Origin of the sequence: Noviherbaspirillum pedocola (assembly GCF_016632335.1) — a bacterium.
Taxonomy (GTDB): Bacteria; Pseudomonadota; Gammaproteobacteria; order Burkholderiales; family Burkholderiaceae_D; genus Noviherbaspirillum_A; species Noviherbaspirillum_A pedocola.
Genome location: NZ_JAEPBG010000003.1, coordinates 112,436 through 138,606 on the forward strand (window position 1 = coordinate 112,436; position 26,171 = coordinate 138,606).

Sequence of the window (26,171 nt, forward strand, 5' to 3'; positions counted from 1 at the left end):
CATCCGCCCTCCCGTCCCGTGCACATCGGTCCTTATCCATTGCGCAACAATGTTTTCGTCGCCCCGATGGCCGGGGTGACGGATCGGCCTTTCCGGCAATTGTGCAAGCAGTTGGGCGCCGGTTACGCGGTTTCCGAGATGGCGGCGTCGGATCCGCGGCTCTGGGCCAGCGAAAAGACTTCGCGGCGCATCAATCACGACGGCGAAATGGAGCCGCGCGCGGTGCAGATCGCCGGCGCCGAGCCGCGGATGCTTGCCGAATGCGCGCGCTTTAATGTCGCTCGCGGCGCGCAGATCATCGACATCAACATGGGTTGTCCGGTCAAGAAGGTCTGCAACAGCTGGTGCGGTTCCGCACTGCTGCAGCATGAAAACCTGGTGGCCGAGATCCTGGAAGCGGTGGTCGCGGCGGTCGATGTGCCGGTCACCCTGAAATTCCGCACCGGCTGGGACCGCCAGCACAAGAATGCCCTGCGCATTGCGGCCATTGCGCAGGACAGTGGCATCGCCATGCTGACGCTGCACGGCCGCACCCGCGCCGACGGCTACAGCGGCGAAGCCGAATACGACACCATTGCCGCGGTCAAGGCGAGCGTGCGCATTCCGGTGGTGGCCAATGGCGACATCACTACGCCGCAAAAGGCGAAGGCGGTGCTGGCGCAAACCGGCGCCGACGCAGTGATGATCGGCCGCGCCGCGCAGGGAAGGCCCTGGATTTTCCGGGAAATCGACCATTACCTGCGCACCGGCGACATCCTGCCGCCGCCGCGGGTCGACGAAGTCCGTGCGCTGATGGAAGAGCATTTGCGTGCGCACTATGCCTTCTATGGCGCATACCTGGGCGTGCGCACCGCGCGCAAGCACATCGGTTGGTATGTGCGCGCGCTGCCGGGAGGAGAGGAATTCCGCCAGGCGATGAATCGGCTGGACGATTGCGACGAACAATTACGGGCGGTAGGCAACTTTTTCGACGTGCAGGCGGCGCTGGGCGAACGCCTGCAATACGGTTCGAACGATGAGCGCCTTGCGGCTTGATCTTCATACAATAAAAAATCACAGACATTCGGAAACATGAGCAAAGAAAGCATCCAGGAAGTGGTCAGAAACAGCCTGGAAAAATATTTCAAGGACTTGGGCGAGCAGCAACCATCGAATGTGTACGACATGGTGGTAGCCACCGTGGAGAAGCCGATACTGGAAGCGGTGATGGCGCGCGCTGCCGGTAACCAGTCGCAGGCGGCGGAAATGCTGGGCATCAACCGGAATACCTTGCGCAAGAAACTGCAGCAGCATGGCCTGATTTAAGTCCCGCCGACCGGGTTCCAGAGTCGGAGCATCCGGGACGCGGCCGTCCCGGAATCCACCTTTTCACCGTTCCATCATGATCAAACAAGCCCTGATTTCCGTTTCCGATAAAACCGGCGTACTCGAATTCGCCCAGGCCCTCGCTGCGATGGGCGTGAATATCCTGTCCACCGGCGGCACGGCAAAACTGCTGGCCGATCACGGTGTGAAGGTCACTGAAGTCGCCGACTACACCGGCTTTCCGGAAATGCTCGACGGCCGGGTCAAGACGCTGCATCCGAAGGTACACGGCGGCATCCTGGCGCGGCGCGATCTGCCTGAACACCAGGCGGCGCTGCAGCAGCACGGCATTCCGACCATCGACATGGTGGTCGTGAACCTGTATCCGTTCGTGCAGACGGTTGCGAAGGAAGAATGCTCGCTGGAAGACGCGATCGAGAACATCGACATCGGCGGCCCGGCGATGCTGCGCTCCTCGGCCAAGAATCACCGCGACGTCGTGGTGCTGTGCGACCCGAACGACTACGCCTGCGTGCTGGAAGAACTGCGTTCGGCCAACGGCGAAGTCAGCCAGGCGACCCGGTTTGCGCTGGCCAAGAAAGTCTTTGCCCATACCGCGCAATACGACAGCGCGATCACCAATTACCTGACCTCGCTCGGCGAGGACCGCCAGCATGCGACCCGCAGCGCCTATCCGGCCACGCTGAATCTGCATTTCGAGAAGGTGCAGGAAATGCGCTATGGCGAGAATCCGCATCAATCGGCGGCGTTCTACCGCGACCTCGTCGTTCCGGCCGGCGCGCTGGCCAATTACCGGCAGCTGCAGGGCAAGGAATTGTCCTATAACAACATCGCCGATGCGGACGCCGCCTGGGAGTGCGTAAAGACATTCGATGACACCGCCTGCGTGATCATCAAGCATGCCAATCCCTGCGGTGTCGCGGTGGGCGCGAGCCCGCTGGAGGCTTATTCGAAAGCGCTGCAGACCGATCCGACCTCGGCTTTCGGCGGCATCATCGCCTTCAACCGCGAGCTCGACGGCCCTGCCGCGGAAGCTGTGGCCAAGCAATTCGTCGAGGTGCTGATCGCGCCGTCCATTACCGATGCCGCGCGCCAGGTGTTCGCCGCAAAGCAGAATGTGCGTTTGTTGGAAATCCCGTATGGCAAGGGCATCAATGCGCATGACTTCAAGCGCGTCGGTGGCGGCTTGCTGGTGCAGTCTCCGGATGCGAAGAACGTGCAGGTCGAGGAATTGCGCGTGGTCAGCAAGCGCCAGCCGACGCCGCAGCAGATGCAGGACCTGATGTTCGCCTGGCGCGTGGCCAAGTTCGTCAAGTCGAATGCGATCGTGTTTTGCGGCAACGGCATGACGCTGGGCGTGGGCGCCGGCCAGATGAGCCGGGTCGATTCGGCGCGCATCGCCTCGATCAAGGCGCAGAATGCCGGCCTCACGCTGGCCGGATCAGCGGTTGCCTCGGATGCCTTCTTCCCGTTCCGCGATGGCCTGGACGTGGTGGTGGCCGCGGGCGCCGGCGCGGTGATCCAGCCGGGCGGCTCGGTGCGCGATCAGGAAGTGATCGCCGCCGCCGACGAGCATGACGTGGTGATGGTGCTGACCGGCACCCGTCACTTCCGCCATTAATCCATCGTTGCGGAGCAAGCGAAGCGCATGCTGATACTCGGCATCGACCCCGGACTACGCATCACCGGCTTCGGCGTGATCCGCAAGGAAGGTCATCGGCTCGGCTACGTCGCCTCGGGCACGATCCGCACCGCCGACGGCAGCCTGCCGGAACGCCTGAAGACCATTCTGGCCGGCGTGTCGGAAGTGGTGCGCACTTACGGTCCGGACTGTGCGGCGATCGAAAAGGTATTCGTCAACGTCAATCCGCAATCAACGCTCCTGCTCGGACAAGCCCGCGGCGCGGCGATCTGCGGCCTGGTTGACAATGGCTTGGCGGTGTCCGAATACACGGCGCTGCAGATCAAGCAGGCGGTGGTCGGTCATGGCAGGGCGGCCAAGCAGCAGATGCAGGACATGGTACAGCGCCTGCTGCTGCTGCCCGGCCTGCCTGGCCCTGATGCCGCCGATGCGCTCGGCGTGGCGATCTGCCATGCGCACAGCGGCCAGTTGCTGGGCGAGCTGGATGCGCTGGCGCCGGGTCTGTCGCGACGCGGCGTGCGCCATCGCGGCGGACGGCTGGTTGGTTGATATTTCCGCGTTGCAGGACGCGAATCCTCAGGTGCGATGCCGCTCGGCCTTGCGGGCCTCGATTTCGAACACGTTGTTCCAATAAGCATCCTCGCCACGCAGCAGCGCCCAGGCGCTGGCGCCGAGATACAGGAAGGGAAACAGCGGACCCCAGCAGGCAGCCTGACGCACATGCGCCAGTTCATGGGTGAGGATGCGGGCAGTCAGGCTGCGGCGCTCGGCGATGACGACATGGCCGATCGCCATCGCGCTCATCGCGCCGAATGGATGACGCTCGAGCAGATAATCGGCCAGCGGTCCGGAGAACAGCAGCGCCGGCGTGCGCGAACGCACCAGTCGCACTTCGCCGCGACGGCACAGCACCGGCAGCGCCATGAGCATGCCGAACAGCGTCAGCGGCAGCGCCCAGACGATGCCGAGCAGCATGGCGACGGCGCGCGCCGCGCGCTGCAGCAGCGACGGCGGCTGCGGCATCACGATGAAGTCGTTTCCGTCATCGAGCATGAAGGCATCCCGCGGTCCTGTATGATTCATCAATTTCATGAAAGCGACACCGAATGATAGGCCGTCTCTCCGGAACCCTGCTTGAAAAGAATCCGCCGCAGCTGCTCATCGATTGCCAGGGCGTCGGCTATGAAGTCGGCGTGCCGATGAGCACGTTCTACAATCTGCCGGGCCTGGGCGAAAAGGTGGTGCTGCTGACGCATCTCGCCGTGCGGGAAGATGCGCATTTATTGTACGGTTTTGCCACTGCCGAAGAGCGGGAAGTGTTCCGGCAGTTGATCAAGATCGCAGGTGTCGGTGCGCGTACCGCATTGTCCATCCTGTCTGGCCTGTCGGTGTCCGAATTGTCGGCCGCTGTCACCCGGCAGGAAGCCGGGCGCTTGGTCAAGATTCCCGGCATCGGCAAGAAGACCGCCGAGCGCCTGCTGCTCGAGCTCAAGGGCAAGCTGGGCGCCGATCTCGGCATTCCCGGCGGCGCCGAGCAGGGCGATGCCACTTCCGATATCCTTAATGCCTTGCTGGCGCTCGGTTATTCGGACAAGGAAGCGGCGCTGGCCATCAAACAGGTGCCGTCCGGCACCGGTGTCTCCGAGGGCATCAAGCTGGCATTGAAAGCCCTTTCAAAAGGCTAGAAAAGCAGCTGAATCTCGGCGTTGCCGCGCTGTCGGACGCACGGAAAGGCAGTCATGAGCATCCAGACAGACAATTTCACCGAACAACGCATCATCGCGGCCACGCCCGCGTCGCCGAATGAAGAGGCGATCGAGCGCGCGCTGCGCCCCAAGCAGCTGGAAGAATACGTGGGTCAGGAAAAGATCCGCGACCAGTTGCAGATCTTCATCACCGCCGCCCGTCAGCGCAAGGAAGCGCTGGACCACACGCTGCTGTTCGGCCCTCCCGGCCTGGGCAAAACCACGCTGGCGCACATCATCGCGCGCGAAATGGGCGTGAATCTGCGCCAGACTTCCGGCCCGGTGCTCGAACGCGCCGGCGACCTCGCCGCGCTGCTGACCAATCTCGAAGCCAACGATGTGCTGTTCATCGACGAGATCCACCGGCTTTCGCCTGTCGTCGAGGAAATTCTGTATCCGGCGCTAGAGGATTACCAGATCGACATCATGATCGGCGAAGGCCCAGCCGCCCGCTCGGTACGGCTGGACCTGCAGCCGTTCACCCTGGTCGGCGCCACTACCCGCGCCGGCATGCTGACCAATCCGCTGCGCGACCGCTTCGGCATCGTCGGCCGGCTCGAGTTCTACACGCCGCAGGAACTGGCCCGCATTGTCGCGCGCAGCGCGGCGCTGCTGAATGCGCCGATCGTCGAGGATGGCGCATTGGAAATCGCCCGCCGCAGCCGCGGCACGCCGCGTATTGCCAACCGGCTGCTACGCCGGGTGCGCGATTACGCGGAAGTAAAGGGCGACGGCAGGATCACGAAGGAAATCGCCGATGCGGCGCTCTCGATGCTTGACGTCGATCCGGTCGGCTTCGACCTGATGGATCGCAAGCTGCTCGAAGCGGTGCTGTTCAAGTTCAATGGCGGCCCGGTCGGCCTGGACAACCTGGCAGCGGCCATCGGCGAGGAGCGCGACACCATCGAAGACGTGCTCGAGCCCTACCTGATCCAGCAAGGTTTCTTGCAGCGCACGCCGCGCGGCCGTATTGCCACGCCGAGTGCCTATACCCACTTCGGTATCACCGCACCGCGCTCGAGTCCGACCGGCGATTTGTGGGATCAAACCTAGCAATATCTGTCTTCATCCTTTCCTGTTCGCAGCGGTCATGACGACCCCATGACCGCTGCATGAAAAAGCTTGCAAAAACGCAAGTGGGGATGAAAAAGATTGCGGCGGTGGTGGCGGCGCTTGTGAAATGGAGTTGTGTCGCAGACAATGGGCGGCTCCCGCTCTTATCATCCGCCGTGAGTTCCCCATGCTTCTGTCCGCCCAAGCCGCCCGCCATGCGCATCGCCTGCTCGCCGCTCGCGCTGACTCGGCAATGATCGCGCCGCTCTCCGACAACGATGACCTGAAACTCGCTGATGCCTACGACATCGCGAAAAACATCATGGACATCCGCATCGCCCAGGGCGAGACCGTAGTGGGGCGGAAAATCGGCTTCACCAACCGCGCCATCTGGGATCGCTATGGCGTGAAGGAACCGATTCATCAACCGATCTGGGCGCCGATGTACGACACGACGGTGCGGTATGCGACCGACAACCATGGTCGACAAAGCCTGACCGGCGCCGTGCAGCCGCGCATCGAGCCCGAAATCGTGTTCAAGCTGGGCGCCACGCCGCGTGCCGATGCCTCGCTCAGGGACATTGCCGAGTCCATCGAATGGATGGCGCATGGTTTCGAGATCGTGGTGTCGCCCTTTCCGGACTGGAAATTCGAAGCCGCCGACGCAATTGCCGCCTTCGGCCTGCACGGTACGCTGATCGTCGGCGAACGCAAGATGCTGTCGCCGGGCGTGCGACGCAACCTGGCGACCGTGCTATCCATGGCCAGTGTGTCGCTGTCCTGCGCCGAGGGGGATTCGATCGCGCTGCGCGGCGCCGGCTTCGGCGGCGACGTGCTGGACAGCCCGGTGCATGCGCTGTGGCATCTGCACAAGGTGCTGCAGACCCAACCGCAATTCCCGCCGCTTGCCGCCGGCGAAATCATTTCCACCGGCACCTGGACCGATGCCTATCCGATCGCGCCGGGGCAAACCTGGATCAGCGCGTTTTCCGGCGTGGCCTTGCCTGGGTTGACGGTAGCTTTCGTTTGAGCTTTTCGTAGGTTGGGCTGACAAGCCCAACGGAACTCCGAGTGTCCGCGGGTGTTCTTGTTGGGCTTCTCAGCCCAACCTACAAAAAGGGGTGCGCAATGCGCACCCCTTTTTTTCCATCACCGACCGTCTCAGCCTCAGGCCGCCTGCAACTTGCCCAACTGCTCGCGCAGCTTTTCCAGCGTGGACGTGAAGTTCGCCAGCCGCTCGCGCTCCTGCGCCACGACCTGCGCTGGCGCGCGCGCCACGAAGCTTTCATTGGACAGCTTGCCGTTCGCCTTCGTGATTTCGCCTTCCAGCCGCGCCACTTCCTTGCCGAGACGTTCGCGTTCGGCGGCGACATCGATTTCCACCTTCAGCATCAGCTTGGCCGTGCCGACCACCGATACCGGCGCGGGCGATTCCGGCAATGTGCCGACCACCTGCACCTCGGACAGCTTGGCCAGCGCCGCCAGATAGGGCGCGAACGCCTCCAGCGACGCATCGCCCTCGAGCAGCAGCGGCACCTTCTGCGCCGGCGACAACTGCATCTCGCCGCGCAGATTGCGACAGGCATCGGTCATCGCCTTCAGTTGCGCCATCCAGCCTTCCGCGGCTTCGTTCATCTTTTCCGGCTGCGGCGTCGGATAAGCCTGCTGCATGATGGTGTCGCCGCCCGCTGCCAGCGTCTTGCCGGCCAGCGGAGCGACCGTCTGCCACAGTTCCTCGGTGATGAACGGAATGACCGGATGCGCCAGGCGCAGCACCGTTTCCAGCACCGCGAGCAGCGTGCGGCGCGTGGCGCGCTGCTGCTTTTCATCGCCCTGCTGGATCTGCACCTTGGCCAGTTCCAGGTACCAGTCGCAATACTCGTCCCAGACGAACTTGTAGATCGCCGAGGCGATATTGTCGAAGCGATAGTCGGCGAAGCCTTTCTCCACCTCGGCTTCCGTGCGCTGCAGCAGCGACACGATCCAGCGGTCGGCGTTCGAGTAGGACAGCTCGTTTTCTACCGCGCCGACGCCACAATCCTTGCCCTCGGTATTCATCAGCACGAAGCGGGTCGCGTTCCACAGCTTGTTGCAGAAGTTGCGGTAGCCCTCGCAGCGCGCCAGGTCGAAATTGATGTTGCGGCCGAGCGAGGCGTAGCTTGCCATCGTGAAGCGCAGCGCATCGGTGCCGTAAGCGGGAATGCCGTCCGGGAATTCCTTCTTCGTCGCCTTGGCGATGCTGTCGGCCTGCTTCGGATTCATCAGCCCGGAAGTGCGCTTGGCCACCAGGCTTTCCAGGTCGATGCCGTCGATCAGGTCGATCGGGTCCAGCGTGTTGCCCTTGGACTTGGACATCTTCTGGCCGCTGGCGTCGCGCACCAGGCCGTGCACATAGACATCGCGGAAGGGCACATGGCCGGTGAAGTGCGTGGTCATCATCACCATCCGGGCGACCCAGAAGAAGATGATGTCGAAGCCGGTTACCAACACCGAGGACGGCAGGAACAGGTCGTATTCCGGCGTCGGCTCCGGCCAGCCCAGCGAGGAGAAGGGCACCAGCGCGGACGAGAACCAGGTGTCGAGCACGTCGTCGTCGCGCTTCAGGGCCTTGCCGCCGGCCTGGGCCATGGCGTCGGCCTCGCTGCGGGCGACATAGACCTTGCCGTCTTCGTCGTACCAGGCCGGGATCTGGTGGCCCCACCACAGTTGGCGCGAGATGCACCAGTCCTGGATATTGTTCAGCCACTGGTTGTAGGTCGTGGTCCAGTTTTCCGGGATGAAGCGGATTTCGCCGTTGGACACCTTTTCCAGCGCCACTTCAGCGATCGACTTGCCCGGATAGAAGGTGCCCTCCGGCGCCGGCTTGCTCATCGCGACGAACCACTGGTCGGTCAGCATCGGCTCGATCACGACGCCGGTACGGTCGCCGCGCGGCACCATCAGTTTGTGCGGCTTCACCGCTTCCAGCAGGCCCTGCGCTTCCAGGTCGGCGACGATGCGCTTGCGCGCTTCGAAGCGGTCCAGGCCGCGGTAGGGTTCGGCGCCGTTGTCGTTGATCTTCGCGTCCAGCGTCATGATCGAGATCGGCGCCAGGTCGTGGCGCTGGCCGACGGCGTAGTCGTTGAAGTCGTGCGCCGGCGTGATCTTCACGCAGCCGGTGCCAAAGGCTTTGTCGACATAGGTGTCGGCGATCAGCGGAATGTCGCGGCCGGTCAGCGGCAGCGTCAGCATCTTGCCGACCAGGTGCGCATAGCGCTCGTCGGTCGGATCGACCGCCACCGCCACGTCGCCGAGCATGGTTTCCGGCCGGGTGGTGGCGACCGTGATGTGGCCGCTGCCATCTGCGAACGGATAGCGGATGTGCCACATGCTGCCGTCTTCCTCTTCGGACACCACTTCCAGGTCCGACACCGCGGTGCCCAGCACAGGGTCCCAGTTCACCAGGCGCTTGCCGCGGTAGATCAGGCCCTGCTCATACAGGCGCACGAAGACTTCGCTGACCGCGCGCGACATCTTCGTATCCATCGTGAAATATTCGCGGCTCCAGTCGGTGGAAGCGCCGAGACGACGCATCTGGCCGGTGATGGTGGAGCCGGATTTTTCCTTCCATTCCCACACGCGTTCCAGGAAGGCTTCGCGGCCGAGGTCGTGGCGGGAAATCTTCTGCGCATCGAGCTGGCGTTCGACCACGATCTGGGTGGCGATGCCGGCATGGTCGGTGCCGGGTATCCACGCGGTGTTGTAATGCCGCATGCGGTAGTAGCGGGTCAGGCCATCCATGATGGTCTGGTTGAAGCCGTGGCCCATGTGCAGCGTGCCGGTCACGTTCGGCGGCGGCAGCTGGATGCTGAACGAGGGACGGCTGCGGTCGACGGTGGCGGCATAGTAACCGCGCGTTTCCCATTCGCTGCGCCAGCGTTTTTCTATGTCGGCGGGCTCGAAGGACTTGGCTAATTCCATGATTGGGCGGGATTCGGCTGGATGTTGGCGAAACCGGAGATTATAAGGGACGGATGCCGTGGACGATTGCGCCAGGCCATGTCCGCCGGGCAAATGGCGCGCTTGACCCCGGTCAATTCCGAAAAATTTATTTCACATTGTGGGCGGTAGGCGGTTGTGATGCGGCCGGCCGCGCTTATAATCGTCGCCACTGTCGCCCGCATGCCGGGCGGCCGAACGCTAGGGGTCCTGGTCGCAGCCGTCTACAGGCTGATGCGCCGGGTGAGAGATACCCTTGAACCTGATCTGGATAATGCCAGCGAAGGGAAGCACTGCAGGCGGCAGGCCCGAGTTCCATTCCTGCCCACCCCATGGTTTCCTTCGCACCGCACGAGCAAAGGAAGCCCATGAACGCCAATCCGCAATTCCTCGCCGCCACCGCCCGCGTGGACGAGGCCGCAGTCCAGCCACTGCCGAATTCCCGCAAGATCTATGTCCAGGGTTCCCGGCCGGACATCCGCGTGCCGATGCGCGAAATCACCCAGAGCGACACGCCGGCTTCCTTCGGCGCCGAGCCGAATCCGCCGATCTACGTCTACGACACTTCCGGCATCTACACCGACCCCGAAGCGCAGATCGACATCCGTTCCGGCCTGCCGGCCTTGCGCGCGGCCTGGATCGCCGAGCGCGGCGACACCGAGGAACTGCCCGGCCCGACCTCGCAATACGGCGTTGAGCGCCTGAACGACCCGAAGCTGGCCGAGCTGCGCTTCAACCTGCATCGCAAGCCGCGCCGCGCCATTGCCGGCAAGAACGTCACGCAGATGCACTATGCGCGCCAAGGCATCATCACGCCGGAGATGGAATACATCGCCATCCGTGAAAACCTGCGCCGCCAGGAGTACATGGAAAGCCTGAAGAACGCCGGCCCCAACGGCGCGCGCCTTGCCGAACTGATGGGCCGCCAGCATCCGGGCCAGTCCTTCGGCGCCGCGATCCCGGCCGAGATCACGCCGGAATTCGTGCGTGATGAAGTCGCCCGCGGCCGTGCGATCATCCCGAACAACATCAACCATCCGGAATCCGAGCCGATGATCATCGGCCGCAACTTCCTGGTGAAGATCAACGCCAACATCGGCAACTCGGCGGTGACCTCGTCCATCGGCGAGGAAGTCGAGAAGATGACCTGGTCGATCCGCTGGGGCGGCGACACCGTGATGGACCTGTCCACCGGCAAGCACATCCATGAAACCCGCGAGTGGATCATCCGCAATTCGCCGGTGCCCATTGGCACGGTGCCGATCTACCAGGCGCTGGAAAAGGTCAACGGCAAGGCCGAAGACCTGACCTGGGAAATCTTCCGCGACACGCTGATCGAACAGGCCGAGCAGGGCGTGGATTACTTCACCATCCACGCCGGCGTGCGCCTGCAATATGTGCCGCTGACAGCCAAGCGCATGACCGGCATCGTCTCGCGCGGCGGCTCGATCATGGCCAAGTGGTGCCTGGCGCATCACAAGGAATCCTTCCTGTACACGCACTTCGAAGAGATCTGCGAAATCATGAAGGCCTATGACGTGGCCTTCTCGCTCGGCGACGGCCTGCGTCCCGGCTCGATCTACGATGCCAACGACGAAGCCCAGCTCGGCGAACTGCGCACCCTGGGCGAGCTGACCCAGATCGCGTGGAAGCATGACGTGCAGGTGATGATCGAAGGCCCGGGCCATGTGCCGATGCAGCTGATCAAGGAAAACATGGACATCCAGCTGAAGGAGTGCCACGAGGCGCCGTTCTACACGCTGGGACCCTTGACCACCGACATCGCGCCGGGCTACGACCACATCACCTCGGGCATCGGCGCCGCGCAGATCGGCTGGTACGGCACCGCGATGCTGTGCTACGTCACGCCCAAGGAGCACCTTGGCCTGCCGAACAAGACCGACGTCAAGGACGGCATCATCACCTACAAGATCGCCGCGCACGCAGCTGACTTGGCCAAGGGTCATCCGGGCGCGCAGATCCGCGACAACGCCTTGTCCAAGGCGCGTTTCGAGTTCCGCTGGGAAGACCAGTTCAACATCGGCCTGGACCCGGACAAGGCGCGCGAATTCCATGACGAAACCCTGCCGAAGGATTCGGCCAAGGTCGCCCACTTCTGCTCGATGTGCGGCCCGCATTTCTGCTCGATGAAGATCACGCAGGAAGTGCGCGACTACGCCAACAAAGAGGGCTTGAGCGACGAAGCCGCGCTGAAGAAGGGCATGGAAGTCAAGGCGGTCGAGTTCGTCAAGAGCGGCGCCGAGATCTATCGCAAGCAATGACGATGGAAATCCGGCTCAACGGCGAGGCGCACGCGCTGCCCGAGGGCGGCAGCGTCGCCGACCTGGTCCGCTCGCTCGAGCTGGCCGGCAAGGCGCTGGCGGTTGCAGTCAACCGCCAGGTCGTGCCGCGCGGGCAGTGGGAAGCGTGCCTGCTGAAGGCTAGCGATCAGGTGGATATCGTAAAGGCCATCGGCGGCGGATAGTCCGTAGCCATTCGTAGGTTGGGCTGCCAAGCCCAACATCGAACGCCTGCGGGCCGCCAGCATGTTGGGCTTCCTTCGTCAGCCCAACCTACGCCCACGCTCCAATTCAACAAGGACCCCATGAAACCGATCACAGAAACCCTGACCATCGCCGGCAAGAGCTACGGCTCGCGCTTGCTGGTGGGCAGCGGCAAGTACAAGGACCTGGAACAGACCCGCATCGCCACCGAGGCCAGCGGCGCCGAGATCATCACCGTGGCGATACGCCGCGTGAACATCGGCCAGGATCCGAACGCCCCCAGCCTGCTGGACGTGGTGCCGCCGTCGAAATACACGATCCTGCCCAACACCGCCGGCTGCTACAACGCCGACGACGCGGTCTACACGCTGCAGCTCGCGCGTGAACTGCTGAACGGTCACAAGCTGGTCAAGCTCGAAGTGCTCGGCGACGAAAAGACCCTGTTCCCCAACATGCCGGAAACCCTCAAGGCGGCCGAGCGCCTGGTGAAGGATGGCTTCGACGTCATGGTCTATTGCAGCGACGACCCGATACAGGCGCGCATGCTGGAAGACATCGGCTGCTGCGCGGTGATGCCGCTGGCATCGCTGATCGGCTCCGGCATGGGCATCCTGAATCCATGGAATCTGTCGCTGATCATCGAGCAGGCCAAGGTGCCGGTGCTGGTCGATGCCGGCGTGGGCACCGCCTCGGATGCCGCGATCGCGATGGAGCTCGGCTGCGATGGCGTGCTGATGAATACCGCGATCGCCGGCGCCCAGGACCCGGTGCGCATGGCGCGTGCAATGAAACTGGCGGTGGAAGCCGGTCGCGAAGCCTATCTCGCCGGCCGCATTCCGCGCCGCTTCATGGCCTCGCCGTCGTCGCCGATGGCCGGCCGCGTCGTTTGAGGAGGCGAGCATGTCAGCCGAACTGAAAGGCCTGTACCTCGTCACCCCGGACTGGGATGACACCGACAAGCTCGTGGCCGCCAGCGACGCTGGACTGCGCGGCGGCGCGACTATCCTGCAATACCGGCACAAGACCGCGGATGCGGCATTGCGCCGCGAGCAGGCCGCGGCATTGCTCGCGTTGTGCCGTCGCCATGGCAAGCCCTTCATCATCAACGACTATCCCGAGCTGTGCGTGGAACTCGATGCCGACGGCGTGCATGTTGGCGGCACCGATGCCGCGGTGGCCGAGGTGCGCGCGCTGATCGGTCCCGACCGCATCCTCGGCGCTTCCTGCTACGGCAGCCTGGACCTGGCGCGCTCGGCGCGCGACGCCGGCGCGAGCTATGTCGCTTACGGCGGCTTCTATCCGTCGCGGGTAAAGAAATACGAAGTCACCACCGCGCCGGACATCGTCGCGCGTTCACGCAGCGAAATCGGCTTGCCCAGCGTTGTCATCGGCGGCATGACCTGCGCCAACTGCGGCACGCTGGTCGCACAGGGTGCGGACATGGTGGCGGTGATCAGCAGCGTGTATTTCACCGAGGATCCGGAAGCGGCGGCGCGGGAACTGGCTGCGCTTTTCGCTTCGTAAGTCGGCTCCTTTCAAGCGGCTGCCCAGTTGTTGCTACGCCTTTGGCATCGTCTGGTACGCGATGCCGGAGGAGAGCGATAAGCTTGGCGCAGCGAAGTGGTGCGCTGATCGTGAAACGCGCGGCAGGTATTTGCGGCCTTGCCCATGTCGGTTCGCTCAACGTCGCGCAGATAGCCTGATTGTTACCAAATTGCATCTCCTGATTGTTACGGCACCCCGCGCACCCGGGCTTATAATCGCCGGATGCAAAATCTCCTCCACAACCTCAACCCGGAACAGCTCGCCGCGGTAACCTTGCCGTCGCAATCGGCGCTCATCCTCGCCGGTGCCGGCTCCGGCAAGACCCGGGTGCTGACCACCCGCATCGCCTGGCTGATCCAGACCGGCCAAATTTCTCCTGCCGGCGTGCTGGCGGTGACCTTCACCAACAAGGCGGCCAAGGAAATGATGTCGCGGCTCTCGGCGATGCTGCCGATGAACATCCGCGGCATGTGGATCGGCACCTTCCACGGCCTGTGCAACCGCCTGCTGCGCGCGCATTACCGCGACGCCGCGCTGCCGCAGAGCTTCCAGATCCTCGATACCCAGGACCAGCTGTCGATGATCAAGCGCATGCTCAAGGCGCTGAACATCGACGACGAGAAATACCCGCCGCGCAACCTGATGTACTTCATCAACGGCGCCAAGGATGACGGCCTGCGCGCGCAGGACATCGATGCGCATGACGAATACAACCGCCGCTTCGTCGAGCTGTACGACATCTACGACCAGCAATGCCAGCGCGAAGGCGTGGTCGATTTCGCCGAACTGCTGCTGCGCACTTACGAGCTGCTGTCGCGCAATCAGCCGCTGCGCGAGCATTACCAGCAGCGCTTCCGCCATATCCTCGTCGACGAATTTCAGGACACCAACAACCTGCAGTACAACTGGCTGAAGCTCCTGGCCGGGCGCGACAACGCGGTGTTCGCCGTCGGCGACGACGACCAGAGCATCTATGCGTTCCGCGGCGCGAATGTCGGCAACATGGCTGCGTTCGAGCGCGAGTTCAGCGTGCAGAATCTGATCAAGCTCGAGCAGAACTACCGCTCGCACGGCTATATCCTGGACGCGGCCAACACGCTGATCGCCAACAATGCCAAGCGCCTCGGCAAGAACCTGCGCACCGATGCCGGCCATGGCGAGCCGATCCGCGTCTATGAAGCCACCAGCGACCTGCAGGAAGCAAACTGGATCATCGAGGAATCGAAGAGCCTGATCGCCGAAGGCGCTTCGCGCAGCGAGATCGCGGTGCTGTACCGTTCGAATGCGCAATCGCGGGTGATCGAGCATGCGCTGTTCTCGGCCGGCATTCCGTATCGCGTCTATGGCGGCCAGCGCTTCTTCGAGCGCGCCGAGATCAAGCATGCGATCGCCTATCTGCAGCTCATCGACAATCCGCACAACGACTCGGCCTTCCTGCGCGTGGTGAATTTCCCGGCGCGCGGCATCGGCGCACGCAGCCTCGAGGGCTTGCAGGACGTGGCGCGTCAGCGCCGCTGCTCGTTGCATGATGCGGTCGCGCATGTGCCGGGACGGCCTGGCACGCTGCTGACCAATTTCGTCAAGCTGATCGATGACGTGCGCGCCGAGACCGCGCTGCTGTCGCTGCCGGAGATGGTGCAGGTGATGCTGGACAACAGCGGCCTGATCACGCATTACCGCAGCGAGCGCGAAGGCGCGGACCGCGTCGAGAACCTGGAGCAGCTGGTCGCGGCGGCAAGCCAGTTCATTTCCGAGGAAGGCTTCGGCCGCGGCACGCCGGCGCTGCAGGGGCCGAGCGCGGAGGCAGTCGCGGGGCAAGCCATCGTCAATGCCGACGGCGTGGAAATCGTCGATGCCGATGCGCCGCTGACGCTGGTGATGTCGCCGCTGTCGGCCTTTCTGTCGCATGCGTCGCTGGAAGCCGGCGACAACCAGGCGCAGGCCGGGCAGGATGCGATGCAACTGATGACGGTGCATGCGGCCAAGGGCCTGGAATTCGATGCGGTGTTCATCACCGGCCTGGAGGAAGGCCTGTTCCCGCACGAGAACAGCGACAAGGCCGAGGGCGGCGTCGAGGAAGCGCGGCGGCTGATGTATGTGGCGATCACGCGCGCGCGGCGCCGGCTGTATCTGAGCTTCTCGCAGACGCGCATGCTGCACGGCCAGACGCGCTTCAACATCAAGTCGCGCTTCTTCGATGAATTGCCGGAAGAAGCGCTGAAATGGCTGTCGCCGAAGGTGCAGCATCACTGGTTCGCCAGCCAGCCGCGCGCGGCCTGGGCCGATACGCCATCAAAACAGCCGGCATTGGCGTCGAGCACCGAGCTGGGCTGGCGCATCGGGCAGACGGTGCTCCATCAGAAGTTCGGCGAAGGCGTGATCGTCAATATCGAAGGCGGCGGCGGCAATGCGCGCGCAAGCATCAACTTCGGACCGAATGGCATGAAGCTGCTGGACTTGACGATCGCGAAGCTGGAGAAGGTGGCCTAAGGCTTTTGCAAAAGGCGTAGGGTGGGCGTAGCCCACGCGGTGTGCGGTTGATCATCAGGCAACGTGGGCTGCGCCCACCCTACGGAAGCCATACCTTCTATCTGCCCGGCGCCTCGTCCACGCTCACCATCACTTCCGTGCGGCCGGCATTCTCGAAGATCAGCGTCAGGGGAAAGCGTTCGCCCGACTTCAGCGGCTGGCGCAAACCCACCAGCATCAGGTGATAGCCGTCGCCCGGCTTCATCGTCACCCGCGCATGCGGCGGCAGCTCCAGCTTGCCGACTTCACGCATGCGCATCACGTTGTCTTCCATGCGCATTGTATGAATCTGTGTCGACGCGGCCACCGGCGAGCTGGCCGAGATCAGCGTGTCCGGATTGTCGCCGCGATTTTCTATCGTCACATACGCGCCGCCCGCGGGTTGCATCGGCACGGTCGGCCGTGCATGCGCTGCGCTGATTTTCAGCTTGCCGAGTTCGATGTCCTGCGCGCTCGCGGCGCCAGCGATGGAGGAAAGGACAAGGGCTGAGGCAAGGGCAAGCAGGGCGGGCAGTTTCATCATGGTCTCTTGTTGGCTTGAAAGGCGCGGCAATTATAGGCCAGGCGCAACATCGCAAAGACGCCTGGCCAGCTCGTCGCTTCGTCGCTTCAGGCGCCGCCCGCATAGCCGTGCTGGCGCCACGCTTCATACACCACCACCGCAACGGTGTTGGACAGATTGATGCTGCGATTCCCGGGGCGCATCGGCAGGCGGATGCGCTGCTCCGCCGGGAAGGAATCGCGCAGGGCCGGCGCCAGGCCGCGTGTCTCCGAGCCGAACACGAACACATCACCGGGCTCGAAGGCGAGCGAGGCGAAGGGTGTGGAGCCGTGCGTGGTCATCGCGAACATGCGAGTCGGATCAGGCCGCTCCGCGGCGACATAGGCATCCCAGTTCGGATGCACGCGCATCTGCGCATACTCGTGGTAATCGAGGCCGGCGCGGCGCATCTTTGCATCGTCCAGCGGAAAGCCGAGCGGCTCTATCAGATGCAATTGCGCGCCGGTGTTGGCGCACAGGCGAATGATGTTGCCCGTGTTCGGCGGGATTTCGGGTTCGACCAGAACGACATGAAACAAGAGGGTTTCTCCGGGGTGGATAGGGATGGATGTGGACTCATTTCGGCGGCGTGCGCGCCAGCGCCAGGCAAGTTACCCGCACCGCGCCGAAGCGCTTGAGCACCGCGGCTGCCGCGTCCAGAGTTTCGCCGGTGGTCATCACATCGTCGACCACGGCGACATGACGCCCGCGCACCAGCGCGATGCCCGCCGGACTCAGCGTGAATGCGCGCCGGACATTGGCGCGCCGCTCGCGATGCGGCAGCAGCGATTGCGGCACGGTTTCCCGGCTGCGCACCAGCAGGCGCTTTTCCAAGGGAATGCCGAGACGGCGCGCGAGCGGACGCGCGATTTCCAGCGACTGGTTGAAGCCGCGCTCGGCCAATCGCGACGCGCCTAGCGGCACGGCGGTCAGCAGATCGGGCATCGGCAAGCCGTCGCGCCGCATGATGGCCGCTTCCAGCAGCGCGGCAAACAGGGGTGCGAGCGCCAGTTGCGCGCCGAACTTCAGGTCAAGCACCAGGCGGTCGAGCGGCGGCGCATAGTCGCTTGCGACGACCGAGCAATCGAATGCCGGCGGGTGCGCCAGGCATGCGCCGCACAGCGGACTTGCCGATGATTCCGGCAAGCGCAAGCCACAGCATTCGCAGCGGCACGACGCTGTGCGCAGGTAGCGCGCGCCGCAGTCCGCACACAACGCCGCGCCGCAACCACGTCCGCACAGGGCGCAGTTGCAGGGCAGGGCGGCGCGCAGCCGCTCAAGCGGATGGCGCAGGCAATGTCGGAGAGCTGGAAGCATGGCGCATGGATGCCGGCAAGCGTGTAAACTGCGCCGATTATCTCATTGCCCCGCATCGTTTCGTGTCCCAAGCCCCCAGCCCCGCCGAGCGCGCCAGCGCCCCCATTGATTTGCGCCGGGTGCGCCGTCTGTTTTCCGATCCCGCGCGCGTGGCCGAGTCCGGCTTTCTGCGACGGGAAGTCGCCGGCCGCATGTTCGAACGTCTTGAATTGATCCGCACCGCCCCGGCCCTGGTGCTCGATGCCGGCTGCGGCGAAGGCGCCGATCTGCCGCTGCTGCGCCAGCGTTTCGGCGAGGCGCGCCTGCTCGGCCTGGATGCATCGGCCGCGATGCTCGGCGCCGCGCGCGCGAGCCAGGATGCGGCGCTGTCGTCGGTGAACCGGCTGCTGCGGCGCTTTCTGCCGCGCGCGGCAAATGCGCCGGGCGTGAATGCCGATTTGGTTTGCGGCGACTTTGCCAACCTGCCGCTGGCTGCCGTCAGCGCCGACCTGATCTGGTCCAATCTTGCGTTGCACTGGCATCCGCAGCCGCACCAGGTATTCCAGGAATGGCGCAGGGTATTGCGGGTCGATGGCCTGCTGATGTTTTCCTGCTTCGGACCGGACACCTTCCGCGAGCTGCGCGAAGCCTGGGCGGGCATCGACGGTGCGCCGCACACGCTGCCTTTCGTCGATATGCATGATTTCGGCGACATGCTCGTCGACGCCGGTTTCGCCACGCCGGTCATGGATATGGAAACCATCACGGTCACTTATGCCGACGCTGATCGCCTGCTTGCCGATGTGCGCGCCTGGGGCGGCAATCCGCTGGCGACCCGATCCCGCGGCCTGCTTGGCCGCGCCGCGCATGCGCGGCTGCGTGCCGCGCTCGACGCCGGACGCCGGCCGGACGGCAAGCTGCCGCTGACTTTCGAAATCGTCTACGGCCATGCATTCCGCCCGGTGCCGAAGACCACCGCGGCGGGCGAAAGCATCATCCGCTTCGATAGACCGAAAAAATAGAGACCGGCCGGTCAGCCCCCTTTGACGACGCACAAGCGAAGCAGAATTGCCAGGACGTTATTTTGCTTGATGCTCCCGAAGCTTAGACTTTATACTTTGCCGGCTTGACACTAGCTGCGCGCAGAGCGCGGCGCCATCGGTAATGCTGATCAGGTGAAGCGCATGGCCAATCGGGAATGGACCCTGAGACGCAATTGCTCGATAACTCCTCGGCAGTTAATCCTGGTGTATGCAGCCCTGTGTTCGGTTTCGCTGGTGGTGGCTCTCATCTTCACCATGCGTGGCGCCTGGTACATTCTGGGCTTTGCAATTCTGGAACTCACAGCTGTCGGGCTGGCTTTTCTTCAGTATGGGCGTCACGCAACCGATCGCGAATACATCGCGCTGATCGGAAACAAGCTCCTGATAGAACTGGTCCTGGCCGACTGCTCGCGGCAGTATATGCTCGACTCGCGGCATGCCCGCGTGGCAACACCCGAGTCGAGCAACGACCTGATCGCCGTCGAAGCACACGGCATTCGGGTCGAGGTGGGGAGACATCTCGCAGCATGGAAGCGGCGCGAGTTCGCACTTGAACTCGGTCGCGCACTGCGGGAAACGCGCCCGGTGTAGGCAGTCGCCGGGAAGCACAGAATTCTTAAAAAGGCATTTTGGGGAAAACATGAAACATGCGAAGCGCCTTCTAAGGTCGATGCTCGGTGCGGTTTTCATGGCGGCGATGATGCCGGCCTTGGCGGTGGTGGACAGTCCGGGCGGGCCAGCGGTGCGGGAAATGGGCTTCCAGCCGCCGGTCACGGCAATTGCCGCCGAGGTATTTACCCTGCACAACTGGATGATCGGCATCTGCTTCGTCATCTTCGTCGGCGTCTTCGGCGTGATGCTGTATTCGATCATCAAGCATCGCAAATCGGTCGGCCACCAGGCCGCGAGCTTCCATGAAAGCACCGCTGTCGAAATCGGCTGGACCATCATCCCCTTCATCATCATCGTGCTCATGGCGCTGCCGGCGACCCGCACCGTGGTTGCCATGAAAGACACCTCGGGCGCCGACCTCACCATCAAGGCCACCGGCATGCAATGGAAATGGGGCTACGACTACCTGAAGGGCGAGGGCGAGGGCATTTCCTTCCTGTCCAACCTGTCCACGCCGCGCGAGCAGACCGTCGATCCCACCAAGGTCAAGAACGACAACTACCTGATCGAAGTTGATAATCCGCTGGTCGTGCCGGTCAACAAGAAGGTGCGCATCATTACCACCGCCAACGACGTGATCCACTCCTGGGGCGTGCCCGCCTTCGCGGTGAAGCAGGATGCGATTCCCGGCTTCGTGCGTGACACCTGGTTCCGCGCCGAGAAGGTCGGCGTGTACCGCGGCAATTGCTATGAACTGTGCGGCAAGGATCATGCATTCATGCCCATCGTGGTCAACGTGCTGTCGGAAGGCGACTACCGCAAGTGGGTCGACGACAAGAAGAAGGCGATGGCCGCCATGGCCGACGATCCGAACAAGACCTGGACCATCGATGAGCTGAAGACCCGCGGCGAGAAGGTGTACGCGGCCAATTGCGCAGCCTGCCACCAGCCGACAGGCAAGGGCGTGCCGGGTGCCTTCCCGGCGCTGGACGGTTCCAAGGTCGTCAATGGACCGAAGGCGGACCAGATTCACATCCTGCTGAACGGGCGCAATGCGATGCCGGCATGGAAGGCGGTGCTGTCCGATACCGATATCGCCGCGGCCATCACCTACACCCGCAACAGCTGGTCGAACAAGGCTTCCGAAAACATAGTCCAGCCGGCTGAAGTCCTGGCTGCGCGCAAGTAACCGATTCCTGGGAGAGACGAGATGAGCACCGTAGTCGCTGATCACACGCATGAGCATGGCCACGACCACGCGCATGACCATCCGCATGGCTGGCGCCGCTGGCTGTTCGCCACCAACCACAAGGACATCGGTACGCTGTACCTGTGGTTCTCGTTCATCATGCTGCTCTCGGGCGGCGTGCTGGCGCTGATGATCCGCAGTGAACTGTTCCAGCCCGGCCTGCAACTGTTCCGTCCCGAATTCTTCAACCAGCTGACCACGATGCATGGCCTCGTGATGGTGTTCGGCGCGATCATGCCGGCCTTCGTCGGCTTCGCCAACTGGATGATTCCGCTGCAGATCGGCGCTTCCGACATGGCATTCGCGCGCATGAACAACTTCTCGTTCTGGCTGCTGCCGCCGGCGGCGCTGCTGCTGGCCGGTTCCTTCCTCGCGCCGGGCGGCGCCACCGCCGCCGGCTGGACGCTGTATGCGCCGCTGTCCACGCAGATGGGCCCGGGCATGGACATGGCGATCTTCGCGATGCACATCATGGGCGCGTCGTCGATCATGGGCTCGATCAACATTATCGTCACCATCCTGAACATGCGCGCGCCGGGCATGACGCTGATGAAGATGCCGATGTTCTGCTGGACCTGGCTCATCACCGCCTACCTGCTCATCGCCGTGATGCCGGTGCTGGCTGGCGCGATCACGATGACCCTGACCGACCGTCACTTCGGCACCTCGTTCTTCAATGCCGCCGGCGGCGGCGACCCGGTGATGTACCAGCACATCTTCTGGTTCTTCGGCCATCCCGAGGTCTACATCATGATCCTGCCGGCCTTTGGCATCATCTCGCAGATCGTGCCTGCCTTCGCGCGCAAGCCGCTGTTCGGCTATGCATCGATGGTGTACGCGACCGCATCGATCGCGATCCTGTCCTTCATCGTCTGGGCGCATCACATGTTCACCACCGGCATGCCGGTGACGGCGCAGCTGTTCTTCATGTACGCGACGATGCTCATCGCGGTGCCGACCGGCGTGAAGGTGTTCAACTGGGTGGCGACGATGTGGCGCGGTTCGATGACCTTCGAGACGCCGATGCTGTGGGCCGTCGGCTTCATCTTCGTGTTCACGATGGGCGGCTTCACCGGCCTGATCCTGGCCGTGACCCCGATCGACATCCAGATGCAGGATACCTATTACGTGGTTGCGCACTTCCACTACGTGCTGGTTGCCGGCTCGCTGTTCGCCTTGTTCGCCGGCTTCTATTACTGGGGTCCGAAGTGGACCGGCCACATGTACAGCGAGTGGCGCGGCAAGTTCCACTTCTGGAATTCGCTGATCTGGTTCAACGTCGCCTTCTTCCCGATGCACTTCCTCGGCCTGGCCGGCATGCCGCGCCGCTATGCCGACTATCCGGCCCAGTTCACCGACTTCAACATGATCTCGACCATCGGCGCCTTCGGCTTCGGCCTGTCGCAGGTCTACTTCCTGTTCTTCGTGGTGCTGCCGACGATACGCGGCGGCGCCGCTGCGCCGGCCAAGCCGTGGGAAGGCGCGGAAGGCCTGGAATGGACCGTGCCCAGCCCGGCGCCCTTCCATACCTTTGAAGAGCCGCCACTGGTCAAGTGATGAAAAGGAGCATGGCGGGCCTAGGCCCGCCGGCACAGACAAGCATGTCCGAGAACAAGAAGTCCCAGAATGTCAGGACCGCGCTGATCCTGGCACTGATCGCAGCCGGCTTCTTCGTCGCGGTCTTTGTCAAGCGCATCTGGTTTAGCTGAATAGCTGATTAGCTGAAGGTTTGGCCGAAATGACACGTCGCGGCGAACAACATCGCAACCGCAAGCTCAATGCCCAGGTGCTCGCCAAGCTGGTCGTGGTGGCCGTGCTGATGTTTGGTTTCGGTTATGCGCTGATCCCGGTCTACCGGCAGATCTGCGAGCTGACCGGCATCAATCAGCTGACGCAGAAGGATGCGTCGGTCGCGCCGGTGGACAATACCCAGATCGACCGCAGCCGCACGATCACGGTTGAATTCGACGCAAATGCGCAGGGGCCGTGGCGCTTCCGGCCGGTGGTGGCGAGCATGCAGGTGCATCCGGGCGAGATGGCGCAGGTGACTTACGAGGTGGTCAATACCCAGGATCGCACCGTGAGCGCGCAGGCAATACCGAGCTATGCGCCGCAACAGGCAGGCAGCCATTTCAAGAAGCTCGAGTGTTTCTGCTTCCAGCAGCAGACCCTGAAGCCGCATGAAGCCAAGCAGATGCCGGTGGTGTTCTATGTCGACAAGTCGCTGCCGAAGGATGTGAAGACGATCACGCTGTCCTATACCTTCTTCGAGGTGGGCGGCTCCGGGAAATCCGGCTGATGGACGAACATGAACAGCCGCGGCCGCCGCATCGGCCTGCGTCCTTTCTGGCAACGATGAAGGCGGTGTTCTGGTCCTTCTTCGGCGTGCGCAAGCGGCGCGATTACGAAAGCGATGCGACGCATCTGAACCCGGTGCATGTGATCATCGCCGGCGTGATTGGCGCGGCAGCCTTTGTTGCAATACTGATTTTGATTGTGAAGATGGTGGTGGCGAAGTCAGCCTGAACTGATATCGGAGACACAAGGAGAGGGAAATGAGTGTTCAACAAGGCAAGGTGCCGTATTACTTCGTGCCCGGTCCGTCGCGCTGGCCGATCCTGGCCGGTATGTCGCTGCTCATCACCATGATCGGCGCATCGGGCTGGGTCAACGGCACCGCGTGGGGGCCGTATGTGAACCTGTTCGGCGTGCTGTGCGTGCTGGTCGTGCTGTACGGCTGGTTCGGCGACGCGATCTCGGAATCCGAGGGCGGGCTGTACGGCAAGCGCGTCGATGTGTCCTACCGCTGGAGCATGAGCTGGTTCATCTTCTCCGAAGTGATGTTCTTCGCCGCCTTCTTCGGCGCGCTGTTCTACGCCCGCACTATCACGATGCCCTGGCTCGCCGACCTAGACCACAAGCTGCTGTGGCCAGACTTCTCCGGGCAGTGGGGCAATGCCGGCCCGGCCGGCACCGTGGAAAGCTTCCGCACGATGGGGCCGTTCCCGATCCCGACGATCAATACCGCGCTGCTGCTGACCTCCGGCGTGACCATCACCATCGCCCACCATGCGCTGCGCGCCGGCCATCGTGCCAAGACGGCGTTCTGGCTGTTCTGCACCATTCTGCTCGGCGCCGTCTTCCTGTGCTTCCAGGGCTACGAGTATTACCATGCCTACCATGAGCTGAACCTGAAGCTGTCTTCCGGCATCTTCGGCTCGACCTTCTTCATGCTGACTGGTTTCCACGGCTTTCACGTGACCCTGGGCGCGATCATGCTGTCGGTGGTGCTATACCGGGTGATGAAGGGGCATTTCACCCCCGAACATCACTTCGCCTTTGAAGGCGCGGCCTGGTACTGGCACTTCGTCGACGTCGTGTGGCTGGGCCTGTATGTGGTGGTGTACTGGCTGTAAGGCGGGGCGAGTAGCAGCAACCCTTGGCGCAAGATTCTCGTAGGGTGGGCGCAGCCCACGCGTCTGATCGCATAACGATGAGCGCGTGGGCTGCGCCCACCCTACGTTTCCTTTGCGGAGATCAACGAAAACCGATCCCGGTCGGCGTGATGTATCCAAGCTGATGCAACACCAGTATCAGGATGAACAGCGCGATGGAAAAGCCAACCCGGAAAGCCAGCGCCCGTACCGTCCGGTTGCTCGCGCCCTTGTCGCGCATCAGGAAAAACAGGGCAGATGCAAGGCTGCCAATGATCAGGATGAAAGCGATGGCGACGAAGATTTTCATGGCTGGGCAGAGCGCCGTTGTTGGGGTGGCAAACGCGGCAGTGGTTTGCGGAAAAACATTGTAATGCGATTCCGCTGGCTGCCTTTTCTCGCCACGGCGCTGGTTGCGGCGATCGGCATCGCGCTCGGGCAGTGGCAGCTGCACCGCGCAGCGGCGAAGGACGCCATCGCAACTCGCATCGCCACGCGCGCCGCAGCGGAACCGATCAGTCTGGACGCGCCGGTGCGCGATGCGCAAGCATTCGAGTTCCGCCGCGTCCGCCTGCGCGGTGAGTTTCAGCCGAAGTGGACGGTGTATCTCGACAACCGTCCGCACCATGGCATCGCCGGCTTTGAAGTGCTCACCCCATTGAAATTTGCCGGAAGCAACCGACATATCCTGGTGGACCGAGGGTGGGTGGCGCGTGATCCGGCGGACAGGACCCGCCTGCCGCGGATCGATACGCCTTCGGGCACGGTCGAGATCGAAGGCATCGCGCGCCTGCATGCCAGCCATCTGCTGCAGCTCGGCCGTGCGGCCACGGTAACGCCGGGCGCTATCGTGCAGAATATCGAGCCCGAGGAATTCGCCCGCGCAAGCGGACTTCCGACCGAGCCGCTTGTCATCGATCAGACCGGCGCAAGCAGCGATGGCCTGGCGCGCGACTGGAGCATGGCGCAGGACATGGGTGGCGACAGGCACCGCGCCTATGCCTTCCAGTGGTATGCACTGGCTGCCACCGCGATCATCTTTTTCCTTGTCACAGGACGCAAACGTGCAAGCAAGCCCAAGCGGAACCCGGACGGTTCCGAAACGTGAACGCTGGAAGCTGTGGGCCATTATCCTGGTCTGCGCAGCACCGGCAATCGCTTCCTATCTCAGCTATTACGTGATCAAGCCGCAGGGCCGCAACAACTACGGCGACCTGCTTGATCCACGCCGTTATCCGATTCCGGATCTGGCCGCGACCACGCTCGACGGCAAGCCGGCATCGCTGAAGGATTACCGCGGTAAATGGATACTGCTCGATGTCGGCAGCGGCGACTGCGATGCGGCTTGTCAAAAGCGGCTTTACTACACCCGTCAGCTGCGTCTCGCGCAGGGCAAGGAAATGGACCGCATCGAGCGGGTATGGCTGATCACCGACGACAAGCCGGTCGACACCATGCTGATCCGCGAATACGACGGCATGCGCATGCTGCGCGTCGATGCAGCGAAGGTGCAGTCCTGGCTGCCGGCGCAAACGGGCGCCATGCCGGCCGAGCATATGTACATCATCGATCCGCTCGGCAACCTGATGATGCGATTTCCGCGCGATGCCGATCCGAACAAGGTGAAGAAGGACATTGCGAAGCTGCTGCGCGCATCGAGCATAGGATAGGAGC

At 63.3% G+C, this 26,171-nt stretch carries 28 protein-coding genes and 1 riboswitch; of the genes, 22 read left to right on the top strand and 6 right to left on the bottom strand.

Translation table 11 applies throughout. The features are described 5' to 3' along the window. The first annotated feature begins 18 nt into the window (after nt 1–18). The 4 genes from dusB to ruvC all read left to right on the top strand — a co-directional run bounded on the left by dusB (nt 19) and on the right by ruvC (nt 3,517). A complete protein-coding gene (dusB, locus tag JJB74_RS08895) occupies nt 19–1,035 on the top strand; it encodes a tRNA dihydrouridine synthase DusB (RefSeq protein WP_200591500.1) in 1,017 nt (338 codons plus the stop codon). 36 nt (nt 1,036–1,071) lie between these two features. Further along, nucleotides 1,072–1,305, top strand: coding sequence for a Fis family transcriptional regulator (locus JJB74_RS08900; protein ID WP_200591501.1), 234 nt, complete (start codon nt 1,072–1,074; stop codon nt 1,303–1,305). A gap of 76 nt (nt 1,306–1,381) precedes the next feature. Further along, complete coding sequence (gene purH / locus JJB74_RS08905; protein WP_200591502.1) at nt 1,382–2,947, top strand: bifunctional phosphoribosylaminoimidazolecarboxamide formyltransferase/IMP cyclohydrolase; 1,566 nt, start codon at nt 1,382–1,384, stop codon at nt 2,945–2,947. Between the two features lie 27 nt (nt 2,948–2,974). Next, entirely contained in the window at nt 2,975–3,517 is a 543-nt protein-coding gene (gene ruvC, locus JJB74_RS08910) for a crossover junction endodeoxyribonuclease RuvC (protein ID WP_200591503.1), read from the top strand. Between the two features lie 27 nt (nt 3,518–3,544). Here ruvC and JJB74_RS08915 read toward each other — a convergent pair whose 3' ends face one another. Next, nucleotides 3,545–4,051, bottom strand: coding sequence for a hypothetical protein (locus JJB74_RS08915; RefSeq protein WP_200591504.1), 507 nt, complete (start codon nt 4,049–4,051; stop codon nt 3,545–3,547). A 23-nt stretch (nt 4,052–4,074) separates the two neighbouring features. Here JJB74_RS08915 and ruvA point away from each other — a divergent pair, with 23 nt between their 5' ends. From ruvA to JJB74_RS08930, 3 genes are all read left to right on the top strand, one after another. Next, on the top strand, nt 4,075–4,653 hold the full coding sequence (ruvA, locus tag JJB74_RS08920) for a Holliday junction branch migration protein RuvA (protein ID WP_200591505.1): 579 nt from the start codon (nt 4,075–4,077) through the stop codon (nt 4,651–4,653). A gap of 54 nt (nt 4,654–4,707) precedes the next feature. Further along, nucleotides 4,708–5,766, top strand: coding sequence for a Holliday junction branch migration DNA helicase RuvB (gene ruvB / locus JJB74_RS08925; protein WP_200591506.1), 1,059 nt, complete (start codon nt 4,708–4,710; stop codon nt 5,764–5,766). Nucleotides 5,767–5,953: 187 nt separating this feature from the next. Beyond that, nucleotides 5,954–6,796 (top strand): 2-keto-4-pentenoate hydratase, encoded by an 843-nt coding sequence (locus JJB74_RS08930; protein WP_200591507.1) that lies wholly within the window; start codon nt 5,954–5,956, stop codon nt 6,794–6,796. Nucleotides 6,797–6,933: 137 nt separating this feature from the next. Here the strand turns inward: JJB74_RS08930 and JJB74_RS08935 are convergent, their stop codons facing one another. Beyond that, a complete protein-coding gene (locus tag JJB74_RS08935; RefSeq protein WP_200591508.1) occupies nt 6,934–9,726 on the bottom strand; it encodes a valine--tRNA ligase in 2,793 nt (930 codons plus the stop codon). A gap of 211 nt (nt 9,727–9,937) precedes the next feature. Further along, nucleotides 9,938–10,050: riboswitch (TPP riboswitch) on the top strand. 62 nt (nt 10,051–10,112) lie between these two features. On the opposite strand from JJB74_RS08935, the gene thiC reads away from it, so the two are divergent. The 5 genes from thiC to JJB74_RS08960 all read left to right on the top strand — a co-directional run bounded on the left by thiC (nt 10,113) and on the right by JJB74_RS08960 (nt 16,283). Next, on the top strand, nt 10,113–12,026 hold the full coding sequence (gene thiC, locus JJB74_RS08940) for a phosphomethylpyrimidine synthase ThiC (RefSeq protein WP_200591509.1): 1,914 nt from the start codon (nt 10,113–10,115) through the stop codon (nt 12,024–12,026). A gap of 2 nt (nt 12,027–12,028) precedes the next feature. After that, complete coding sequence (gene thiS, locus JJB74_RS08945) at nt 12,029–12,229, top strand: sulfur carrier protein ThiS (protein ID WP_200591510.1); 201 nt, start codon at nt 12,029–12,031, stop codon at nt 12,227–12,229. Nucleotides 12,230–12,349: 120 nt separating this feature from the next. Beyond that, nucleotides 12,350–13,138: a thiazole synthase gene (locus tag JJB74_RS08950; RefSeq protein ID WP_200591511.1), complete on the top strand. Its 789-nt coding sequence runs from the start codon at nt 12,350–12,352 to the stop codon at nt 13,136–13,138. 10 nt (nt 13,139–13,148) lie between these two features. Further along, nucleotides 13,149–13,772 carry a thiamine phosphate synthase gene (thiE, locus tag JJB74_RS08955; RefSeq protein WP_200591512.1) on the top strand — a complete coding sequence of 208 codons (624 nt, stop codon included), beginning with the start codon at nt 13,149–13,151 and terminating at the stop codon, nt 13,770–13,772. Nucleotides 13,773–14,015: 243 nt separating this feature from the next. Beyond that, nucleotides 14,016–16,283 carry a UvrD-helicase domain-containing protein gene (locus JJB74_RS08960; RefSeq protein WP_200591513.1) on the top strand — a complete coding sequence of 756 codons (2,268 nt, stop codon included), beginning with the start codon at nt 14,016–14,018 and terminating at the stop codon, nt 16,281–16,283. A gap of 97 nt (nt 16,284–16,380) precedes the next feature. Here the strand turns inward: JJB74_RS08960 and JJB74_RS08965 are convergent, their stop codons facing one another. The 3 genes from JJB74_RS08965 to JJB74_RS08975 form a co-directional block, all read right to left on the bottom strand. After that, a complete protein-coding gene (locus JJB74_RS08965) occupies nt 16,381–16,845 on the bottom strand; it encodes a copper chaperone PCu(A)C (RefSeq protein ID WP_234484072.1) in 465 nt (154 codons plus the stop codon). A gap of 86 nt (nt 16,846–16,931) precedes the next feature. Beyond that, on the bottom strand, nt 16,932–17,402 hold the full coding sequence (gene trmL, locus JJB74_RS08970; RefSeq protein WP_200591514.1) for a tRNA (uridine(34)/cytosine(34)/5-carboxymethylaminomethyluridine(34)-2'-O)-methyltransferase TrmL: 471 nt from the start codon (nt 17,400–17,402) through the stop codon (nt 16,932–16,934). A 37-nt stretch (nt 17,403–17,439) separates the two neighbouring features. Then, nucleotides 17,440–18,180, bottom strand: a complete 741-nt coding sequence (locus tag JJB74_RS08975; RefSeq protein WP_200591515.1) for a ComF family protein — start codon at nt 18,178–18,180, stop codon at nt 17,440–17,442. 62 nt (nt 18,181–18,242) lie between these two features. On the opposite strand from JJB74_RS08975, the gene JJB74_RS08980 reads away from it, so the two are divergent. The 8 genes from JJB74_RS08980 to JJB74_RS09015 all read left to right on the top strand — a co-directional run bounded on the left by JJB74_RS08980 (nt 18,243) and on the right by JJB74_RS09015 (nt 24,479). Continuing rightward, entirely contained in the window at nt 18,243–19,181 is a 939-nt protein-coding gene (locus JJB74_RS08980) for a methyltransferase domain-containing protein (protein ID WP_325170115.1), read from the top strand. A 162-nt stretch (nt 19,182–19,343) separates the two neighbouring features. Further along, nucleotides 19,344–19,793, top strand: a complete 450-nt coding sequence (locus JJB74_RS08985; protein WP_200591517.1) for a DUF2244 domain-containing protein — start codon at nt 19,344–19,346, stop codon at nt 19,791–19,793. A 49-nt stretch (nt 19,794–19,842) separates the two neighbouring features. Continuing rightward, on the top strand, nt 19,843–21,003 hold the full coding sequence (gene coxB, locus JJB74_RS08990) for a cytochrome c oxidase subunit II (RefSeq protein WP_200591518.1): 1,161 nt from the start codon (nt 19,843–19,845) through the stop codon (nt 21,001–21,003). Between the two features lie 21 nt (nt 21,004–21,024). After that, nucleotides 21,025–22,620, top strand: a complete 1,596-nt coding sequence (gene ctaD, locus JJB74_RS08995; RefSeq protein WP_200591519.1) for a cytochrome c oxidase subunit I — start codon at nt 21,025–21,027, stop codon at nt 22,618–22,620. Between the two features lie 11 nt (nt 22,621–22,631). Next, the gene (locus JJB74_RS09000) at nt 22,632–22,772 is read left to right on the top strand and encodes a cytochrome oxidase small assembly protein (protein ID WP_200591921.1); all 141 of its coding nucleotides are present in this window, start codon (nt 22,632–22,634) and stop codon (nt 22,770–22,772) included. A gap of 29 nt (nt 22,773–22,801) precedes the next feature. Further along, nucleotides 22,802–23,362: a cytochrome c oxidase assembly protein gene (locus tag JJB74_RS09005; RefSeq protein ID WP_200591520.1), complete on the top strand. Its 561-nt coding sequence runs from the start codon at nt 22,802–22,804 to the stop codon at nt 23,360–23,362. Beyond that, nucleotides 23,362–23,589, top strand: coding sequence for a DUF2970 domain-containing protein (locus JJB74_RS09010; RefSeq protein ID WP_200591521.1), 228 nt, complete (start codon nt 23,362–23,364; stop codon nt 23,587–23,589). The genes JJB74_RS09005 and JJB74_RS09010 overlap by 1 nt, the downstream gene beginning before the upstream one ends. A gap of 29 nt (nt 23,590–23,618) precedes the next feature. After that, nucleotides 23,619–24,479, top strand: coding sequence for a cytochrome c oxidase subunit 3 (locus JJB74_RS09015; RefSeq protein WP_200591522.1), 861 nt, complete (start codon nt 23,619–23,621; stop codon nt 24,477–24,479). Between the two features lie 121 nt (nt 24,480–24,600). On the opposite strand, the gene JJB74_RS09020 is transcribed toward JJB74_RS09015, so the two are convergent. Next, on the bottom strand, nt 24,601–24,807 hold the full coding sequence (locus JJB74_RS09020; protein ID WP_200591523.1) for a twin transmembrane helix small protein: 207 nt from the start codon (nt 24,805–24,807) through the stop codon (nt 24,601–24,603). 63 nt (nt 24,808–24,870) lie between these two features. Between JJB74_RS09020 and JJB74_RS09025 the strand changes: the two genes are divergently transcribed. Both JJB74_RS09025 and JJB74_RS09030 read left to right on the top strand, forming a co-directional pair. Further along, nucleotides 24,871–25,605 (top strand): SURF1 family protein, encoded by a 735-nt coding sequence (locus tag JJB74_RS09025; RefSeq protein ID WP_200591524.1) that lies wholly within the window; start codon nt 24,871–24,873, stop codon nt 25,603–25,605. After that, entirely contained in the window at nt 25,562–26,167 is a 606-nt protein-coding gene (locus JJB74_RS09030) for an SCO family protein (RefSeq protein ID WP_200591525.1), read from the top strand. Before JJB74_RS09025 ends, JJB74_RS09030 begins: the two co-directional genes overlap by 44 nt. The last annotated feature ends 4 nt before the right edge of the window (nt 26,168–26,171 follow it).

Coding starts and splice junctions, on each gene's coding strand:
- JJB74_RS08935 (WP_200591508.1), bottom strand. CDS start 9,726: ATGGAATTAGCCAAGTCCTTCGAGCCCGCCGACATAGAAAAACGCTGG.
- JJB74_RS08950 (WP_200591511.1), top strand. CDS start 12,350: ATGAAACCGATCACAGAAACCCTGACCATCGCCGGCAAGAGCTACGGC.
- thiS (WP_200591510.1), top strand. CDS start 12,029: ATGGAAATCCGGCTCAACGGCGAGGCGCACGCGCTGCCCGAGGGCGGC.
- coxB (WP_200591518.1), top strand. CDS start 19,843: ATGAAACATGCGAAGCGCCTTCTAAGGTCGATGCTCGGTGCGGTTTTC.
- ruvB (WP_200591506.1), top strand. CDS start 4,708: ATGAGCATCCAGACAGACAATTTCACCGAACAACGCATCATCGCGGCC.
- JJB74_RS09020 (WP_200591523.1), bottom strand. CDS start 24,807: ATGAAAATCTTCGTCGCCATCGCTTTCATCCTGATCATTGGCAGCCTT.
- JJB74_RS08915 (WP_200591504.1), bottom strand. CDS start 4,051: ATGAATCATACAGGACCGCGGGATGCCTTCATGCTCGATGACGGAAAC.
- JJB74_RS08965 (WP_234484072.1), bottom strand. CDS start 16,845: ATGATGAAACTGCCCGCCCTGCTTGCCCTTGCCTCAGCCCTTGTCCTT.
- JJB74_RS09010 (WP_200591521.1), top strand. CDS start 23,362: ATGGACGAACATGAACAGCCGCGGCCGCCGCATCGGCCTGCGTCCTTT.
- ruvA (WP_200591505.1), top strand. CDS start 4,075: ATGATAGGCCGTCTCTCCGGAACCCTGCTTGAAAAGAATCCGCCGCAG.
- JJB74_RS09025 (WP_200591524.1), top strand. CDS start 24,871: ATGCGATTCCGCTGGCTGCCTTTTCTCGCCACGGCGCTGGTTGCGGCG.
- thiE (WP_200591512.1), top strand. CDS start 13,149: ATGTCAGCCGAACTGAAAGGCCTGTACCTCGTCACCCCGGACTGGGAT.
- JJB74_RS08900 (WP_200591501.1), top strand. CDS start 1,072: ATGAGCAAAGAAAGCATCCAGGAAGTGGTCAGAAACAGCCTGGAAAAA.
- JJB74_RS09000 (WP_200591921.1), top strand. CDS start 22,632: ATGGCGGGCCTAGGCCCGCCGGCACAGACAAGCATGTCCGAGAACAAG.
- JJB74_RS09015 (WP_200591522.1), top strand. CDS start 23,619: ATGAGTGTTCAACAAGGCAAGGTGCCGTATTACTTCGTGCCCGGTCCG.
- ctaD (WP_200591519.1), top strand. CDS start 21,025: ATGAGCACCGTAGTCGCTGATCACACGCATGAGCATGGCCACGACCAC.
- purH (WP_200591502.1), top strand. CDS start 1,382: ATGATCAAACAAGCCCTGATTTCCGTTTCCGATAAAACCGGCGTACTC.
- JJB74_RS08960 (WP_200591513.1), top strand. CDS start 14,016: ATGCAAAATCTCCTCCACAACCTCAACCCGGAACAGCTCGCCGCGGTA.
- JJB74_RS09005 (WP_200591520.1), top strand. CDS start 22,802: ATGACACGTCGCGGCGAACAACATCGCAACCGCAAGCTCAATGCCCAG.
- JJB74_RS08930 (WP_200591507.1), top strand. CDS start 5,954: ATGCTTCTGTCCGCCCAAGCCGCCCGCCATGCGCATCGCCTGCTCGCC.
- JJB74_RS08975 (WP_200591515.1), bottom strand. CDS start 18,180: ATGCTTCCAGCTCTCCGACATTGCCTGCGCCATCCGCTTGAGCGGCTG.
- JJB74_RS08985 (WP_200591517.1), top strand. CDS start 19,344: ATGGCCAATCGGGAATGGACCCTGAGACGCAATTGCTCGATAACTCCT.
- thiC (WP_200591509.1), top strand. CDS start 10,113: ATGAACGCCAATCCGCAATTCCTCGCCGCCACCGCCCGCGTGGACGAG.
- ruvC (WP_200591503.1), top strand. CDS start 2,975: ATGCTGATACTCGGCATCGACCCCGGACTACGCATCACCGGCTTCGGC.